General features: G+C 61.4%; 16 protein-coding genes. 13 read left to right on the plus strand and 3 right to left on the minus strand.

Annotated features, from left to right (window positions below; translation table 11 throughout):
• Together Q0601_RS04055 and Q0601_RS04060 are read right to left on the minus strand one after the other, a co-directional pair.
• Positions 1–560 (minus strand): cupin domain-containing protein (locus Q0601_RS04055; RefSeq protein WP_305287415.1); only part of this gene is annotated, 560 nt, incomplete at its 3' end.
• Complete coding sequence (locus tag Q0601_RS04060) at positions 553–1,884, minus strand: C4-dicarboxylate transporter DctA (protein ID WP_305287417.1); 1,332 nt, start codon at positions 1,882–1,884, stop codon at positions 553–555. The genes Q0601_RS04060 and Q0601_RS04055, both read right to left, overlap by 8 nt.
• 191 nt (positions 1,885–2,075) lie before the next feature.
• Between Q0601_RS04060 and Q0601_RS04065 the strand changes: the two genes are divergently transcribed.
• Positions 2,076–2,960 carry a LysR family transcriptional regulator gene (locus Q0601_RS04065; protein ID WP_305287419.1) on the plus strand — a complete coding sequence of 295 codons (885 nt, stop codon included), beginning with the start codon at positions 2,076–2,078 and terminating at the stop codon, positions 2,958–2,960.
• 11 nt (positions 2,961–2,971) lie between these two features.
• Here the strand turns inward: Q0601_RS04065 and Q0601_RS04070 are convergent, their stop codons facing one another.
• Complete coding sequence (locus Q0601_RS04070; protein ID WP_305287421.1) at positions 2,972–3,640, minus strand: GntR family transcriptional regulator; 669 nt, start codon at positions 3,638–3,640, stop codon at positions 2,972–2,974.
• Between the two features lie 131 nt (positions 3,641–3,771).
• Here Q0601_RS04070 and Q0601_RS04075 point away from each other — a divergent pair, with 131 nt between their 5' ends.
• The 12 genes from Q0601_RS04075 to Q0601_RS04130 all read left to right on the plus strand — a co-directional run bounded on the left by Q0601_RS04075 (position 3,772) and on the right by Q0601_RS04130 (position 16,026).
• Entirely contained in the window at positions 3,772–4,389 is a 618-nt protein-coding gene (locus Q0601_RS04075) for a flavin reductase family protein (RefSeq protein ID WP_305287423.1), read from the plus strand.
• Positions 4,390–4,400: 11 nt separating this feature from the next.
• Positions 4,401–5,165 (plus strand): aspartate/glutamate racemase family protein, encoded by a 765-nt coding sequence (locus Q0601_RS04080; protein ID WP_305287425.1) that lies wholly within the window; start codon positions 4,401–4,403, stop codon positions 5,163–5,165.
• A gap of 284 nt (positions 5,166–5,449) precedes the next feature.
• On the plus strand, positions 5,450–6,418 hold the full coding sequence (locus Q0601_RS04085; RefSeq protein WP_305287427.1) for an ABC transporter permease: 969 nt from the start codon (positions 5,450–5,452) through the stop codon (positions 6,416–6,418).
• 11 nt (positions 6,419–6,429) lie between these two features.
• Positions 6,430–7,371 carry an ABC transporter permease gene (locus Q0601_RS04090; protein ID WP_305287430.1) on the plus strand — a complete coding sequence of 314 codons (942 nt, stop codon included), beginning with the start codon at positions 6,430–6,432 and terminating at the stop codon, positions 7,369–7,371.
• 7 nt (positions 7,372–7,378) lie between these two features.
• Complete coding sequence (locus Q0601_RS04095) at positions 7,379–8,572, plus strand: amidohydrolase family protein (RefSeq protein ID WP_305287432.1); 1,194 nt, start codon at positions 7,379–7,381, stop codon at positions 8,570–8,572.
• Positions 8,573–8,574: 2 nt separating this feature from the next.
• Positions 8,575–8,976, plus strand: coding sequence for an amidohydrolase family protein (locus Q0601_RS04100; RefSeq protein ID WP_305287434.1), 402 nt, complete (start codon positions 8,575–8,577; stop codon positions 8,974–8,976).
• Positions 8,970–10,070 (plus strand): chlorohydrolase family protein, encoded by a 1,101-nt coding sequence (locus tag Q0601_RS04105; protein WP_305287437.1) that lies wholly within the window; start codon positions 8,970–8,972, stop codon positions 10,068–10,070. The genes Q0601_RS04100 and Q0601_RS04105 overlap by 7 nt, the downstream gene beginning before the upstream one ends.
• Entirely contained in the window at positions 10,063–11,049 is a 987-nt protein-coding gene (locus Q0601_RS04110; RefSeq protein WP_305287438.1) for an ABC transporter ATP-binding protein, read from the plus strand. Before Q0601_RS04105 ends, Q0601_RS04110 begins: the two co-directional genes overlap by 8 nt.
• Positions 11,046–12,008 carry an ABC transporter ATP-binding protein gene (locus tag Q0601_RS04115; protein WP_305287440.1) on the plus strand — a complete coding sequence of 321 codons (963 nt, stop codon included), beginning with the start codon at positions 11,046–11,048 and terminating at the stop codon, positions 12,006–12,008. The genes Q0601_RS04110 and Q0601_RS04115 overlap by 4 nt, the downstream gene beginning before the upstream one ends.
• 55 nt (positions 12,009–12,063) lie before the next feature.
• Positions 12,064–13,629 carry an ABC transporter substrate-binding protein gene (locus tag Q0601_RS04120; protein ID WP_305287442.1) on the plus strand — a complete coding sequence of 522 codons (1,566 nt, stop codon included), beginning with the start codon at positions 12,064–12,066 and terminating at the stop codon, positions 13,627–13,629.
• Between the two features lie 97 nt (positions 13,630–13,726).
• Positions 13,727–15,166, plus strand: a complete 1,440-nt coding sequence (locus Q0601_RS04125; protein WP_305287444.1) for an amidohydrolase family protein — start codon at positions 13,727–13,729, stop codon at positions 15,164–15,166.
• Positions 15,167–15,216: 50 nt separating this feature from the next.
• Positions 15,217–16,026, plus strand: a complete 810-nt coding sequence (locus tag Q0601_RS04130) for a LysE family translocator (protein ID WP_370656089.1) — start codon at positions 15,217–15,219, stop codon at positions 16,024–16,026.
• Positions 16,027–16,033 lie beyond the last annotated feature (7 nt).

Here is a 16,033-nt window from a genome sequence, read left to right on the forward strand (position 1 = left end):
CCATTGCAGGGCTGCCAGCGTTTGCGCCACCAGTGAAAGCCGGCATTGCCGGACGCGCGGTTATGCACCTGCCATGGCATGCCCGGAGGGATATAGGCGAAGCCGCCGGGCATCAGCAGGTGATCGGTGCCGTCGATCGTCACGCAGATTTCTCCGCCGGTGACGAACAGCGCGTGCTGCACCTCGGGATCGTCATCGGGCTGATCGCTGCCGCCGCCTTCGGCCAGTTCCACGATATACTGGCTGAAGGTCTCGGCGAACCCCGAAAGCGGGCGGGCCAGCACCCACATGCGCATCCCTGTCCAGCCGGGCAGATAGCTGGTGACGATATCGCGCATCACGGAGCGCGGGACGATTGCATAGGCATCGGTGAAAACTGCCGTGTCAGTGGTCAGACCGCTCTGCGGCGGCAGGCCGGCAACCGGTCCGGCATAGGGGCCCGCCAGTTGCTCTTGTGGCGGTTTCGCCGGGTTGCTAGAGGGGGCTCCTTCGAGGGGCAGATCGGTCACGGACGGCGCCTGCTCGGGCAATCCGGCTTCTTTTTCGATAGAATCATACATGCTGCACCTGTTCTTCGGTTTTGCTCGACGTGGCGGGTTCTTCCAGAATGTCGGGGCTGTTCAGCTCCTCGCCGTCGAGGACGCGCTGAGCGCGGTCGCGATCGATATCACCGACCCAGGAGGCGACCGCCATTGTGGCGACGCAATTGCCCAGATAGTTCCCAAGCGCGCGGGCGATGCCCATGAACCAGTCCACCGACAGAACCAGAACCAGACCGATGGCCGGAATGGCCGGAATGGCGGTCAGGGTCGCCGCAAGGATCACGATAGCCGAACCCGGCACCCCATGCGCGCCCTTCGAGGTGATCAGTGCCACCCCAAGGATCGTCAGCAATTCCATGAATGACAGGTCGGTATTCGTCGCCTGCGCGATGAACAGCGCGGCAAGGGTCAGATAGATCGAGAAGGCATCGAGATTGAACGAATAGCCCGTGGGAACAACAAGCCCGACGGTCGAATCCTTGATGCCCAGATGTTCCAGCTTGCGCATGGTTTGCGGCAGGACCGCATCGCTGCTTGCGGTGCCGGCGACGATGCCGATTTCGGTGCGCAGATAGCGGATCAGCTTGAAGATGCTGAAGCCCGAAATTCTCATCACGGTGCCCAGCACCGCGACGACGAAGATCGCGACCGTCACATAGAACAGCGCAACCAGATAGCCCAGCATCGCCAGCGATCCGATGCCGTAGCTGCCCACGGTATAGGCGATCGCGCCAAAAACCCCAAGCGGTGCCAGACGGACAATGAAGCCCATGATCTTGAACGTGGTGTCACCGGCCAGCTCGATCATCGACAGAAGCGGGCGTCCCCGCTCTCCCACCAGGGAAAGCGCGCAGCCGAACAGGACGGCGACCAGCAGCACCTGCAGCACATCTCCGGTCGCGAAACCGCTGAAAATCGTGGTGGGGATCAGCTTCATCAGGAACTCGACCGTGCCGCCCTGACTGACCTCGTGGGCGCGATCCACATAGGCCCCCAGTTCCGAGGCATCCAGCGTGCTGGTGTCGATATTCATGCCTGCGCCAGGCTGGAAGATATAGGCCAGCACGATCCCCAGAACCAGCGCGATCGTTGTGATGACCTCGAAATAGATGATCGCCCGAACGCCGACGCGGCCGACCTTTTTCAGATCACCGGCCCCGGCAATGCCGTGAACCACGACACAGAACACGATGGCGGGGATCAGCATCTTGATCAGCTTGATGAAGCCATCTCCCAAAGGTTTCAGGCTGGCGGCGAACGCGGGGGCGAAGAAACCCACAATGACCCCCAGCACCAGCGCAATGCAGACCTGTCCGAACAGCGATCTGGACCAGTTTGGCATATTCCGTCCTCCCTAAACGGGCGGCCCGTTGCGGAAGACCGACATTGCACGAACTATCGGCAGGCCCCGCCCTGCCGAATGCGTCGCGTCCGTCCGGATACCCTGACAGGCCGCTTTTTAATTGGGGGGATATTGGTCAATTCGATATTTGAGTCTAATATCGAATTATTACATATCTATTCGGTTTCGATATGAGAATACGTCAGCTGCAATGTTTCGTGGTTCTGGCCGAGGAAGCCAATTTCACTCGCGCAGCCAGACGGCTACATATGTCGCAGCCGCCATTAAGCACGCTGATTCAATCGCTTGAGCGCGAGGTTGACGCTGCTCTGATCAATCGCACCAGTCGCAGAATGACCCTGACCCCTGCGGGTGAGGCATTTCTTCAGCGTGCCCGCAACATTCTGGCCCAGCACGAGCGAAGCCTGCTGGAAATCCGCGAAATCAATGCCGGGCAGGACGGATTGATCGAGATCGGCACGACCGGATCCATCCTGCGCGGCGGTCTGGCCGATCTGCTGGCCAGTTTCTGCCGCGATCATCCGCGAATCACGGTGCGGATCCATGAACAATCGCCCGCCATACAGATCAGCGAGGTGATCAGCCGCCGCGCCGATGTCAGTTTCAACCGTTCGATCCCCTCTGACGATGAACTTACCTATGAATTCGCCTGGCGCGAAGAACTTGTCGCATTACTGCCCGAGAATCATCCTGCCGCCAGTCAGGCAAGCGTCTCGCTTTGGGATCTGCGCCATGATCCGCATGTGATCCTGCGGCCGGACAGTTCGGATTTCGCCGCCTATGTCATGTCCCATATTTCCTCGAGCGGCTATCGGGCCAGGATTTCCCAGCAGGTCATGGATGCGCAATCCATCCCCAGCCTGATTGTCGCAGGCTTCGGCGTCAGCGTGGTTCCTGCGGCGATCGCCAGGCTGACCTCGGGGCCACTGGTCTTTCGGCCCATCCACCCGGATCCGCCGGTTTCGGACGTGTTCGCCGTCTATCGCCAGCATGACCGGACACCCGCTTTGAACAGCTTCCTGACTGCGATGCGGGAAATGCTTGCGGCGGATTGATTCGGCGAATCCTATACCAGCGCGTCGCGAAGGCTTTTGGGAGGAGCGCGATCCTGAAGAAGCTTCAACTCGCTTTCGACATGTTCCAGATGGTCCGCCATGGCTTTCTTGGCAGCCCCGAGATCGCCATTCTTCAGATGCAGCAAAATCTCTTCATGTTCGTCAGGACCGCAATTATGCTTGTTGGAATCGCGGAACGCGGCCGTGATCAATGATGTCCGGCTGACCAGATCGCGCATCAGACCACAGAGGAATTCGGCTTCGGCCATCTCGGCCAGCATGACGTGGAAACCACCCGACAGTTTGATGATCTCGCGCTGGTTGTTGCTGTTATTGGCGATCCGCTCCTTGGCCACATGTTCGAACATCTCGACGAGCTTGGCTGCGTCCAGCTGGCCGGTCAGGCGTTCGAGGACGCGCTGTTCGACGGCAGAGCGGATATGGAAGATATCCTTCGCATCCTCTACGCCCGGTTTGGCGACGACCGCGCCCTTGTTGCTTTCGATGACAACCAGCCCGTCACGCTCCAGCATGGCAAGAACCTGACGCACGCGCGCGCGGCTGACCCCGAAAACCTCGGCGAGTTCGATCTCTTTCAGGCGCATGCCGGGACGCAGGCGGCGCTCGGCGATAGAGAGCCAGATTCGTTCGGCGATCTGTTCGACGGTCAGCGTTTCCATTCGCGGTCTCGATTTAGGGTCAAACCGTCATAGCTCATCTGGTTTCATGCGGTCCAGATCAAAATGCCATCATTATTGTTGACAATTATGTATACATAATGAAACAAGGAGAATGAGATTGGCGGGGTGACATGGAATTTGATCTGACTGAACTGCATCCTCAGGATCGCTACCGGCTGCTGACCAACTTCGTGGGGCCGCGCCCGATTGCGCTGGTCACCACGCGTTCGGCTGCGGGCCGCGGCAATGGCGCCCCGATGAGTTTCTTCAACGTCTTCTCGCATGATCCGGCCATTCTTGCGCTGGGCATTCAGCCGCGCGCGGACGGGCGTGAAAAGGACACGGTTGCCAATATCCGGGATACCGGCGAATTCACGGTGAACATGGTCGACATGGCGCTGTCTCAGACCATGCTGATCTGCGGGTTGGGCGTGGACAGCGACGTGGATGAGCTACAGCTTGCGCGCGAACAGATCTCGCCCGGCGCTCAGGTGGCGTGTCCGTGGCTGACCGCCAGCCCCTGCGCGATGGAATGCCGCGTCGACCGCCTGATCGAATATCCACGCCGCGTGATCATTCTGGGCGAGGTGGTGCATATGCATGTCCGGCGCGACTGCCTGGACGCGCAGGGCCGATATGTCGATGCGGGCACCTACCATCCGATCGCCCGTCTTCATGCCGACAATTACATTGTGGCGGACCGGCAATTCGAACTGAAGCCACCCAGTCTTGATGAAATCGCCAGGTAATCAGGTTGCCGATGCATATTCTTCTTATAAATCCGAATGCGACCGTCTCGATGACCGAACAGGCGGCCCGCAGTGCGTTGCAGGTCGTGCTGCCGACCACGCGCCTTGCCGTGGCGACAGGGCAGGGCGCCCCCCAAAGCATCGAAGGCTTCACGGATGAGGCAATGTCGGTTCCCGGCATGCTGGCCCAGATTCGCTCGGCCGAAGCACAGGGTGCGCAGGCGACGGTCATCGTCTGCTTCGACGATCCGGGCCTTGACGCCGCGCGCGAGGTGGCGGCGGGGCCGGTCATCGGCATCTGTCAGGCCGGTATCCAGGCGGCGATGATACTGGCCAAGCGTTTCTCGATCATCACCACGCTGCCCCGGTCGGTCCCGGCGATCGAGGAACTGGTGCAGCGCTATGGCGCGCATCGCCACTGCCGCAAGGTGCGCTGCATCAATCTGCCGGTGCTGGAACTGGAAGCGGATATGGGGAATGCGTATGATCTGCTTCTGTCCGAAATTTGCCGCGCCCGGGATGAGGACGGAGCCGAGGCCGTCGTTCTGGGATGTGCCGGCATGTCCGAACTGGCCCCTGCCTTGTTCGAGGCGACAGGTGTCGTCGTGATCGACGGTGTTATCGTCGGGGTCAAGATCGCCGAGGCGCTGCTTGGAGCGGGCCTGCGGACGTCGAAGATCAACGCCTACGACTTTCCCCGGCAAAAGATCGAATCGGGCCGGAGAGGCGGCCCGGTCACAAATGATGTCCAGACTGCCCGGGAAGTTGGCAATTGAACGCTGATCCGGGCGTCGTTCTGCCTGCCGAAAGGCCAGTTGACGAGAATGCGTGCGATGACGGAGGAATTTATTGTAGGCTATATTGTCGACAATATAATTGACAATTGAAGCCGACATCATAGGGTAGCGAAAGGGAGGCGGACTTGCGAAGCGGGCGGACAGCCGAAGGGCAGCACAGGAGGATGCGGGCGATCCGGTCCATCGGGGCCATGTGGGATTCAGGCGCGCCATCCCGATGGATTGTCCGCGCCGATTGTATCCGCGGGAGGGGACGCTAGGCGATGCTTGTATTTGTCATCAAGAAACTTTTGAACGCGGCGCTGGTGATGCTGGCCGTCTCGTTCCTGGCCTTTCTGATATTCCAGCTTGCGGGCGATCCGGTTGACATGATGTCGACCGAGCAATCCACGCAGGCCGACCGTGATGCGCTGCGGGAAAAGCTGGGGCTGAACGATAATTTCTTCGTGCAGTATTTGCGCTTCGTCGCCAATGCGGCGCAGGGTAATTTCGGCATTTCCTACCGCAACGGGCAGGAAGTCCTTGGCCTGATCGCCGAGCGCTTTCCCGCCACGATGGAACTGGTCATCGTCGCAACCATTCTGTCATTGCTGATCGGGTTGCCTATGGGCGTTCTGACGGCGATCAAGCGCGGCACCTGGTATTCCGAGGCGCTGCAATTCGGATCGATCATCGGTGTTTCGCTGCCCAGCTTCGTCGTGGGCATCCTGCTGATCCTCGTGTTCTCGGTAACGCTGGGCCTGCTGCCGGCATTCGGTCGCGGGGACGTGGTCCAGTTGGGATGGTGGTCGACCGGGTTCCTGACGCAATCGGGCCTGACGGCACTGATCCTGCCCTCGATTTCGCTGTCGCTTTATCAGGTGACGCTGATCATGCGGCTGGTGCGGGCCGAGATGCTTGAAGTAATGCGCTCGGATTATGTCAAATTCGCCCGGGCGCGCGGCATCCCGCGCCACCGGATCTATTTCCGCCACGCCCTGCGCAACTGCCTGATGCCGGTCGTCACGCTGACCGCGATGAATATCGGCACGCTGATCGCCTTCGCCCTGATCACCGAGACGGTGTTTCAGTGGCCGGGCATGGGGATGCTGTTTATCCAGGCCGTCACCTTCATCGATATCCCGGTGATGGCGGCATATCTGTGCATCGTTGCCTTCATCTTCGTGCTTCTGAACACCATGGTCGACATCAGTTACGCGATGATCGATCCGCGCCTGCGCAACGCGAAATAGGGGATCATCCCATGGCCGACACCGATACGATGCCTGTACGCCCCTCGCGGTTTGCCCGCGCTAGATCCGGTGACCTGTGGTGGTCCTTCACCCATTCAGTCTCGGCGCGGATCGCGCTGGCGATCCTGCTGCTGCTGATCGTCACGGCTTTTCTGGCGCCGCTGATCGCCCCGCAGAACCCCTATGATCCGGCGCAGCTGGACATGTGGAAATCAGAGCTGCCGCCAATCTGGCTGGATGGTTCCGAATGGCCCTATCTTCTGGGTACCGATACGCAAGGCCGGGACATGCTGTCGGTGATGCTTTACGGCACGCGGACATCGGTGATGATCGGCATCGTCTCGGTCGCGCTGTCGCTGATGATCGGGCTGACGATCGGTCTGGTCGCGGGATATTTCGGCGGCATCCTGGACAATATCCTGATGCGGATCGGCGATGTGGTCCTGTCGATCCCGACAATCCTGATCGCGATCCTGGTTTCGGCCGTGGTGCGCCAGATGCTGCCGCCCGATCTGCGGGAAATCGGTGCGTCGGCCGTACTGATATTGGCGATCACCATCTCTGGTTGGGTGCAATATGCCCGAACCGTCCGCGCCCAAAGCGTTGTCGAGAAGGGCAAGGAATATGTGATGGCGGCCAAGCTGCTGAACGTCTCGTCGCGGCGGATCATGGCGCGGCACATCCTGCCCAATACGCTGACCCCGGTTCTGGTCGCCGCCACGCTAAGCTTCGGTATGGCCATCCTGACCGAGGCGACGCTGTCCTTTCTGGGCATCGGTGTGCCTCCGGGGCAGCCCTCTCTGGGAACGCTGATCCGTATCGGCAATCAATACCTGTTCTCGGGCATGTGGTGGATCGTGATCTTCCCGGTGCTGCAATTGTCGCTGCTGGTCATCTCGGTGAACCTGCTGGGCGACTGGCTGCGCGACGCCCTTAATCCAAAGCTGAGGTAATCCACGCATGTCCGATCTGCTGTTGAAGAATATCCGCCCGCTGGGCACCGATGCCACGGACGTGCTGATCCGTAACGGCGTGATTGCCGAGATCGGACGGATCGGGGCGGCGGATGGCGTTGCCGTCGAGGATGGGGGTAACGCGATCCTGTGGCCGGGACTGATCGACGCCCATACCCATCTGGACAAGACCACATGGGGCATGGACTGGCACGAGAACGACCGCGAGGCCGTGTTGCGAAGCCGGATCGATTTCGAACGCGAGAACCGCATCGCCATCGGCATCGATCCGCACCGGCAATCCATGCGCCATGCGATCGGGCTGGCGGCGCATGGCGCAAGTCATATCCGCAGCCATGTCGATATCGATCCCACCCACGGATTGCGGCTGGTCGAAGGTGTGCAGGAAACGCGCGAGAAACTGCGCGGCATTATCGATATCGAGATAGTGGCCTTTCCCCAATCCGGCGTGATGGTCATGCCCGGAACGTTTGAATTGCTGGATAAAGCGCTGGCTTCCGGTTGCGAGGTTCTGGGCGGTATCGATCCATGCGGCATCGACCGTGACCCGAAGGGGCAGCTTGACGCATTGTTCGCGCTGGCGGTGAAACACGGCGTGGGCATCGATATCCACCTGCACGAGCCGGGCGAGCTTGGCGCCTTCACAATGGAACTGATCTTTGAACGCGTCCGCGCGAATGGCATGCAGGGCAAATTCGCCATCAGCCACGCTTTTGCGCTTGGCATGAATGACCATCTGCGCGTCGGCAGGCTGATCGACGAGATCGCCGAGCTGGATATCGCCATCCTGACCACCGGTGCGCCCTCGGCTACGGTGCCCTCGGTCAAGCGGCTGCGCGAGGCGGGGATCCGGGTGGGCGCGGGATGCGACGGTATTCGCGATACCTGGGGGCCGTGGGGGCAACCCGACATGATCGACCGCGCGACGGTGATCGGGATGCGGAACGGCTTCCGCTCGGACACTGATCTGCGGCTGGCGCTGGAGCTCGTCTCGCAGGGCGGAGCCGATGCCATGCAGCTGGAGGGATACGGGGTCGGGCTTGGCTGCAAGGCCGATTTCACCCTGCTGGACGGGCAGACCGTCGCCCATGCCGTCGTGAACCGCGCGCCGCGCCCCCTTGTGGTCAAGGGCGGGCGCGTAGTGGCGCGCGGCGGTACCTGCATTGTGGAGATGCCCTGATCATGAACCGCCATCCTCTTTCCGAACTGGAACTTGGCGCGCGCCCCGAAGGCCGCAGCCTGCTGACTGCCGATTGGGTGCTTGCCCATGACGGCACGCAACCTGTCATGCTGAAGCGCGGCGAGGTCGTGATCGAGCATGACCGGGTGATCTTCGCCGGTCACGGCTTTCAGGGCGAGGTCGCCCGCCGTATCGATTTCGGCGCAGCGTTGATCTCGCCCGGGCTGATCGATCTGGATGCGCTGTCCGATCTGGATACGACGCTGCTGGGCATCGATCACTTTCCGTCATGGAAGAAAGGCCGGGTCTGGCCGATATCCTATGTCGAGCGCGGCCCCTACGAGATGTATAGCCCGAGGAACTTGCCTTTCAGAAACGCTTCGCCTTTGGCCAGCTTTTGCTGAACGGCATTACCACAGCCGCGCCTATCGCATCGCTGTTCTATCGCGAATGGGGCGAGACGGTGGCGGAATTCGACGCCGCTGCCGACGCGGCGGGCGATCTGGGCCTGCGTGTTTATCTGAGCCCGGCCTATCGCTCGGGCGGGATGGTCCTTCATGGTCCGGGCGATATGCGCCCTCATTTCGACGAAGAGCGCGGATTGCGGGGGTTGGCCGAGGCCGCAGATTACATCTCCCGGCAGGCGGGGCGTCATCAGGGGCTGGTGCAGGGATTGCTGGCGCCGGACCGGGTCGAGACATCGACTGCAAATCTGCTGCGGGCGACATTCGAGCGGGCGCGCGATCTGGACGTGAAGGTGCGTTTGCACATGGCGCAGGGCGCGATGGAAACCGAGACACTGCAGAAACTTTACGGCACGACCGGGCCGGACTGGCTGGCGCGGGAGGGATTGCTGAACGACCGGCTGATCGCACCCCATGCGACACATGCCACCGATCAGGATCTTGCCCATTATGCGCGGCACGGGGTGTCGGTCATCCATTGCGCGCTGGTCTCGGCCCGCAGCGGCGGCAGTCTGAAAAGTTTCTCGCGGCTGCGTGACATGGGGATCAATATCGCCATGGGCACCGATACATCGCCGCCCGACATGCTGATGAACCTGCTGGCCGGGCTGATCGCCTGCCGCATGAATGACGGCGGGCCAGAGCGGATTGCCTGCCGCGATCTTTTCGATGCGGCGACATTGGGCGGCGCAATGGCGCTTGGCCGCGACGATATCGGACGGATCGCGGCGGGAACGAAGGCCGATCTTGCGATTTTCCGGCTGGACGATGTGATCATGGCCCCGTCGGTTGACCCGGTGACGACACTGGTTGTCGGGGGGTCGGGCAAGGTGACCGATGCCGTCTTCGTGGACGGGCGGTTGTCGATGCGGGGGGGCGACGTCGCGGGCATCGACATGCAGGCGGCCCGCAACCGTGCGCAGGCGCAATACGACCGGCTGGTCGCGCAATATCCGGCGCGGACATGGGAGCATCCCCCGGTCGAAGACATCTTTCCCCCCAGCTATCCGGTAAAGGAGAGCCAAGATGCTTGATGCAGGACATCCCTGTCTGGAGGTCCGTAACCTGGTGGTCGAGTTTCCGAACCGTCACGGCACGCTGACCGCCCTGAACGATGTTTCGCTGACGATTCAGCCGGGCGAGATTCTGGGCGTCGTGGGCGAAAGCGGTGCCGGAAAATCGATGACCGGCGCGGCGATTCTGGGACTGCTTGAGCGTCCCGGCCATATCGCGGGCGGAGAGATCCTGTTGACCGGCCGCCGGATCGACAGCCTTGGCGACCGCGAGATGGAACAGGTTCGCGGCCGCGAGATTGGGGCGATCTTTCAAGATCCGCTGACCTCGCTGAATCCGCTGTTCACGGTCGGCGCGCAATTGTCCGAAACCATCCGTCAGCACATACCGGGCATCACGCGCGCGCAGACCCGGGCGCGCGCGATCGAATTGCTGCGCGAAGTAGGCATTCCCGGCCCGACCGAGCGGATCGACCATTATCCGCACCAATTCTCGGGCGGGATGCGTCAGCGTGTGGTGATTGCCCTGGCGCTGGCCGCAAATCCGCGGCTGATCATCGCGGATGAGCCTACCACAGCGCTGGACGTGTCGATTCAGGCGCAGATCACCGGGCTTCTCAGGCGGCTTTGCAAGGAGCATGGCACCGCCGTCATGCTGGTGACCCATGACATGGGCGTGATCGCCGAAACCGCAGATCGCGTCGCGGTCCTGTATGCAGGGCGCATGGTCGAGATCGGACCGGTTGATCAGGTGCTGAAATCGCCAGCCCATCCCTATACGCGCGGTCTGATGGCCTCGATCCCGGCGCTTGGGGCACGGGTGCAGAAGCTGCATCAGATCGACGGCTCGATGCCGCGGCTGAACGCCATTCCGGCAGGCTGCGCCTTCAATCCCCGCTGCAAATCCGCAGGCCGGCGATGCTACAGTGAGCGTCCCGATCTTGTGCCGACCACCGCCAGAGAGGCCGCCTGCTGGCTTTACGAAGGAGGTGTCGAATGACCGCGACCCGAACCGCCGCGCTGGAGGTCGTCAATCTCGACCGCGTCTTCGACGTATCGGCGCCGTTCCTGAACCGGCTTCTGTATCGTCAGGGCCGCAGCTATCTGCATGCCGTCAACGATGTGAGCTTCGAGGTTCCCCGTGGCGGCTGCCTTAGCCTCGTGGGCGAATCCGGCTGCGGCAAGTCGACGGTCGCCAAACTGGTGACCGGGCTTTATCCGCCAAGCGCAGGCGAGGTTCGTTTTGCGCCCGGCAAAGCCGGAGTACCGTTATCCGCGCAGATGATCTTTCAGGATCCCTATGCCTCGCTGAATCCGCGCTGGCGGGTCAGGAATATCATCGCTGAACCGCTGCGCGAATTGAAACTGCGCCGGAACGATGCCGAAATTCAGGATCGCGTCGGGGAATTGCTGGGCATCGTCGGGCTGAACGTGGCGGATGGCGACAAGTTTCCGCATGAATTCTCGGGCGGGCAAAGACAGCGGATCTCGATCGCGCGGGCATTGGCGTCCGAGCCGGAATTCCTGGTCTGCGACGAACCGACCAGTGCGCTGGATGTCTCGGTGCAGGCCCAGATCCTGAACCTGATGCGGCGATTGCAGGATGAGCTTGGGCTGACCTATCTGTTCATCAGCCACGATCTGTCCGTCGTTCGCCACATGTCCGACCGGATCGCGGTCATGTATCTGGGCAGGATCGTCGAACAGGCCGAAACCGAGGTTCTGTTCGCAGATCCCAAGCATCCCTATACGCGGCTGCTTCTGGAAACGATTCCGGATGTGAACGACCCGAACCGCAATCGCGAGATCGTCGCGGGCGAGGTGCCAAGCCCGCTTGCGCCGCCCTCGGGTTGCAGCTTCCACCCGCGTTGCCCGCTGGCGCAGGACCGCTGCAGCTTTGAACGGCCGCGATTGCGGCAGATGCCGGATGGCGCCTGTGTCGCCTGCCATTTCGCGTGATGCGCAGGGGATAACGCACCGGCCAACCAATCAGAAAAACCAACAGGAGAGTTCAATGAATATCGTCAAGACCATCGCGGCAGCACTGGCTTTGTCCGTCAGTGCCGTCGCCGTTCATGCCGAGACAGTCGTCAAATGGGGATCCCGCGCGGATATCTATTCGCTGGATCCGAACTCGGTTCCCTCGACCGCGAACCTTGCCTTCCTGAACCACATTTACGAAGGGCTGGTCCGCTATGACAAGGAGTTCGGGCTGGAGCCCGCTCTGGCGACAGAATGGGAACTTGTCGACGATTCTTTCTGGCGATTCACGCTGCGCGAAGGGGTCAAATTCCACGATGGCGCCGAACTGACCGCCGATGACGTGGTGGCATCGTTCAAGCGCGCCGCCGATCCGGCATCGCCGCTCAAGGGCAACATGCCGCTTTACGAGGATATCCGGAAGATCGACGATTACACGGTCGAGATCGAGGTCTCGACCCCGTCCTCGCTGTTTCTGAACGATATCACCAATATTTTCGTCTTTGATGCCGATTGGCTGAAGAACAACAATACCGAGGCCCCGACCGATTTCGGCGCGGGCGTCGAGGGCTATGCGACCAATAACACCAATGGCACCGGCCCGTTCAAACTGGAAAGCCGCGCCCCCGACAGCAAGACCGTGCTGCTGGCGAACGAAACCTGGTGGGACGAGGCGCAGCACAATATCGACCGGCTGGAATTCATCCCGATCAGTTCGGCCGCGACCCGCATTGCCGCGCTTCTGTCAGGCGAGGTCGACGTGATCGACAGCGCCCCGGTTCAGGATCTGGAGCGGCTGGAGGCGGACCCTTCGATCGATGTGCTGACGCTGACCGAATTACGCACGGTTTTCCTGGCGATGAACCGGCGCGAAACCCTGCCTGACGGACGTCCGAACCCGTTCAACGACATTCGCGTGCGGCAGGCGGTCGAGGCTCTGATCGATCGCGATCTGATCAACCAGCGTGTCATGCGCGGGCTGGCGCGCCCGTCCGGGTCGCTGATCGCGCCCGAGGTCGCTGGCTATGTGGAATCGCTTGACACATTCGAACCCGCCGATCCCGAGAAGGCGGCAGCCCTGCTGCAGGAGGCCGGGGCCGACGGGCTGCGCTTTACCTATACCTGCATGAATGACGAAAGCATCAACGAAGAGGATTGGTGCCAGGGTATCGCCAATATGTTGCAGCGGGCAGGGATGCAGGTCGATATCGATATGGGCCCGCGCTCGGTCCAGTCGCCCAAGCGTTCACAGGGCAATACCGAGATGTTCAACCTGAGCTGGGCGAATGAACCAACATTGGACGCGTTTTCGCTGCTGTCACAGGTGCTGGCCACCAAGGAAGACGCCTATGGCGTGTCGAATTATGGCGGCTGGTCCTCGCCTGAACTGGACGGCTTCGTCAAACAGGCGGCCGAGGCGACCGATCCGGCAGAGCGGCTGAAACTTGAAGAAGAGGCGCTGCGGATCGCCAAGGAAGAGGTGCTGCTGATCCCGCTGCATCAGCAGCCCATCGCCTGGGCAACGCGCGATAATGTGGAAAGCATCGATCTGCGCGCCGATAACAAGGCCCGTCACTGGTATACCAAGATGGCCGAGTAAGGCCGACCCTCGCAAGTTCCGCCAAGCGGTGCCCGGTGACGGGCGCTGCAACTTCCCGCGGCGCCAGTTGCGCCGGTTCTTCGCCACGAGGCTTCCCATGATCTCCACCGTTTTTCGCCACGCCACCGTCATCCCTGTCGACCCTGAACGGCGGATCATCGAGGATGGCGCGGTGCGGGTGATCGGGAACCGGATCGATCAGGTCGGGCCGGATGCCGATGTCGCGGGGCAGCCGGGCGACCGGGTGATCGATTGCCGGCGCAAGCTGATCATCCCCGGCCTGATCGATGCGCATGGCCATGCCGGGCATTGCCTGATCCGCAGTCTTGCATCGGATATCAGTCCCGCATGGATGAAGATCGTCACGCCCGCCTATTACCACGCGACGACGCGTGAATTCTGGTATGCGGACGGGCTGGTTTCGGGGCTGGAGCGGTTGCGGGCAGGGGTGACGACCGGGGTCAGCATCATCTCATCCATGCCACGCAGCGACGATCCGCAATTCGCGGTCAACCACGCCCGGGCCTATTCGCAGATGGGCCTGCGCGAGATTATCTGCACCGGTCCTGCCGGTATGCCATGGCCGCGCGACGTGACCCGTTGGGAAGATGGCAGCCCAAGGCGGCGCAGCATCAGCTTTGCCGAGATGATGGAAGGCGCCGAAGCTGCGATTCAGACATTGGACGGCAGCGACGACGGCCGGATCCGCGTCTACCTGACGCCATTCACTATCGTGCCCTCGCTCGATCCCTCGAATATCTCGGCCCCCGATCAGGCGGTTACGCTGACGCCGGATGACAGGATGCATGCCCGCGTGACCCGCGAACTGGCCCGCAAATATGGCATCCGTCTGCATTCCGACGCCTTCGCGGGCCATATACGGCTTGCCTTTCAGGATAAGGAAAACGCACTTCTCGGCCCCGATATCCATCTTCAGCATTGCTGGGGGATCTCGCCCGCCGAAATCGACATCCTGGCCGAGACCGGCACCCAAGTGACCCATGCGCCCCCCGGCCGGTCGACACCGGTGATCGAGATGATGGCGCGGGGCATCAATCTGGCGATCACGACCGACGGCACCGCGCCCAGCCGTCATTTCGACATGCTTCAGACCGCGCGGCTGTTCCAATCGGTCCAGCATGTGCTGCGAAACCACGACCGGTTTTTCTTTCCCCCGGGCAAGGTGCTGGAGATGATTACCATCGATGCGGCGAATGCATTGGGCATCGGGCATGAGATCGGATCGCTCGAACCCGGCAAGAAGGCCGATCTGGTTGTGCTGGACATGGCTCAGCCGCATCTGACGCCGGACTGGATGCCGGTGCATCGCCTGATCCATCAGGCGAGCGGCGCGGATGTCGATACCGTGATGGTCGATGGCCGTCTGGTGATGGAGAATCGCAAGATCACGGCGATCGATATCGGCGACGCCCTTGCACAGGGGCAGCGCGAGGCCGCCGCGTTTGTCGAGCGCGCGGGCCTGCGGGCGCATATGCATGATCCGGGTTGGGGGCAGCTTTACCGGACATTCGCGTGAGGCCCGGGTGGATGAGGCCACAAGACTTCAACTCGTGAAACGCGGGATCGATGGCTTTCGGGGTACAGAACCGTCAGGTTAGCATCCCAAGCGTCAGTCAGGTTTGTCGAGGTTTCCTGTGGTGGTGCGGTTGGTTATGCGGGGCAGAGGGGATATTTCACAAATCCCTTGCACCAGATTCTGGCCTATGGCTTGCTCGAACTTCCAACAGGAGGAATGCAATGGCTTTTGAACAATGGCTCGCCTTCGCGGCTGCGTCTGCGGTCTTGCTGGCAATTCCCGGCCCCACGATATTGTTGGTGATCTCCTACGCGCTCGGCCATGGCAAGAAGGCGGCTGGCGCGACGGTCGGCGGCGTCGCTCTTGGCGATTTCACCGCCATGACAGCTTCCATGCTTGGCCTTGGGGCGCTGCTTGCGGCTTCCGCGATGTTGTTCGCGATATTGAAATGGGTCGGGGCAGCCTATCTGATTTACCTTGGTGTGAAGCTCTGGCGCGCGCCGGTCTTGGCAGACGCAGCCAGCACGGGTGCCAAAGCCGTGCCGAAAGAAAGACCGATACGGATTTTCCTGCACACCTATGTCGTGACGGCTCTTAACCCGAAAAGCATCATCTTCTTTGTTGCTTTCCTGCCTCAGTTCATGAACACAGCGCTGCCATTGTTGCCACAGATGATTATCTTCGAGACGACATTCCTTGTTTTGGCGATTCTGAACGCCGGATTTTACGGGCTGATGGCATCGATGGCCCGAAAGTCGATCCGCAAGCCAAGCGTGCAACGAACGGTAAATCGCGTCGGTGGTTCTCTGATGATCGGCGCAGGCGTGTTGGCCGCGGGCTGGAAGCGGGCGGCAGCCTAACAGCGGC

Source organism: Paracoccus wurundjeri, from assembly GCF_030678915.1.
Taxonomy (GTDB): domain Bacteria; phylum Pseudomonadota; class Alphaproteobacteria; order Rhodobacterales; family Rhodobacteraceae; genus Paracoccus; species Paracoccus onubensis_A.

Bases quoted from the DNA above. Each gene is read 5' to 3' on its own strand.
- Q0601_RS04110 (WP_305287438.1), top strand. From the start codon at position 10,063: ATGCTTGATGCAGGACATCCCTGTCTGGAGGTCCGTAACCTGGTGGTC.
- Q0601_RS04075 (WP_305287423.1), top strand. From the start codon at position 3,772: ATGGAATTTGATCTGACTGAACTGCATCCTCAGGATCGCTACCGGCTG.
- Q0601_RS04115 (WP_305287440.1), top strand. From the start codon at position 11,046: ATGACCGCGACCCGAACCGCCGCGCTGGAGGTCGTCAATCTCGACCGC.
- Q0601_RS04060 (WP_305287417.1), bottom strand. From the start codon at position 1,884: ATGCCAAACTGGTCCAGATCGCTGTTCGGACAGGTCTGCATTGCGCTG.
- Q0601_RS04125 (WP_305287444.1), top strand. From the start codon at position 13,727: ATGATCTCCACCGTTTTTCGCCACGCCACCGTCATCCCTGTCGACCCT.
- Q0601_RS04065 (WP_305287419.1), top strand. From the start codon at position 2,076: ATGAGAATACGTCAGCTGCAATGTTTCGTGGTTCTGGCCGAGGAAGCC.
- Q0601_RS04085 (WP_305287427.1), top strand. From the start codon at position 5,450: ATGCTTGTATTTGTCATCAAGAAACTTTTGAACGCGGCGCTGGTGATG.
- Q0601_RS04095 (WP_305287432.1), top strand. From the start codon at position 7,379: ATGTCCGATCTGCTGTTGAAGAATATCCGCCCGCTGGGCACCGATGCC.
- Q0601_RS04130 (WP_370656089.1), top strand. From the start codon at position 15,217: ATGGCTTTCGGGGTACAGAACCGTCAGGTTAGCATCCCAAGCGTCAGT.
- Q0601_RS04080 (WP_305287425.1), top strand. From the start codon at position 4,401: ATGCATATTCTTCTTATAAATCCGAATGCGACCGTCTCGATGACCGAA.
- Q0601_RS04120 (WP_305287442.1), top strand. From the start codon at position 12,064: ATGAATATCGTCAAGACCATCGCGGCAGCACTGGCTTTGTCCGTCAGT.
- Q0601_RS04090 (WP_305287430.1), top strand. From the start codon at position 6,430: ATGGCCGACACCGATACGATGCCTGTACGCCCCTCGCGGTTTGCCCGC.
- Q0601_RS04070 (WP_305287421.1), bottom strand. From the start codon at position 3,640: ATGGAAACGCTGACCGTCGAACAGATCGCCGAACGAATCTGGCTCTCT.
- Q0601_RS04100 (WP_305287434.1), top strand. From the start codon at position 8,575: ATGAACCGCCATCCTCTTTCCGAACTGGAACTTGGCGCGCGCCCCGAA.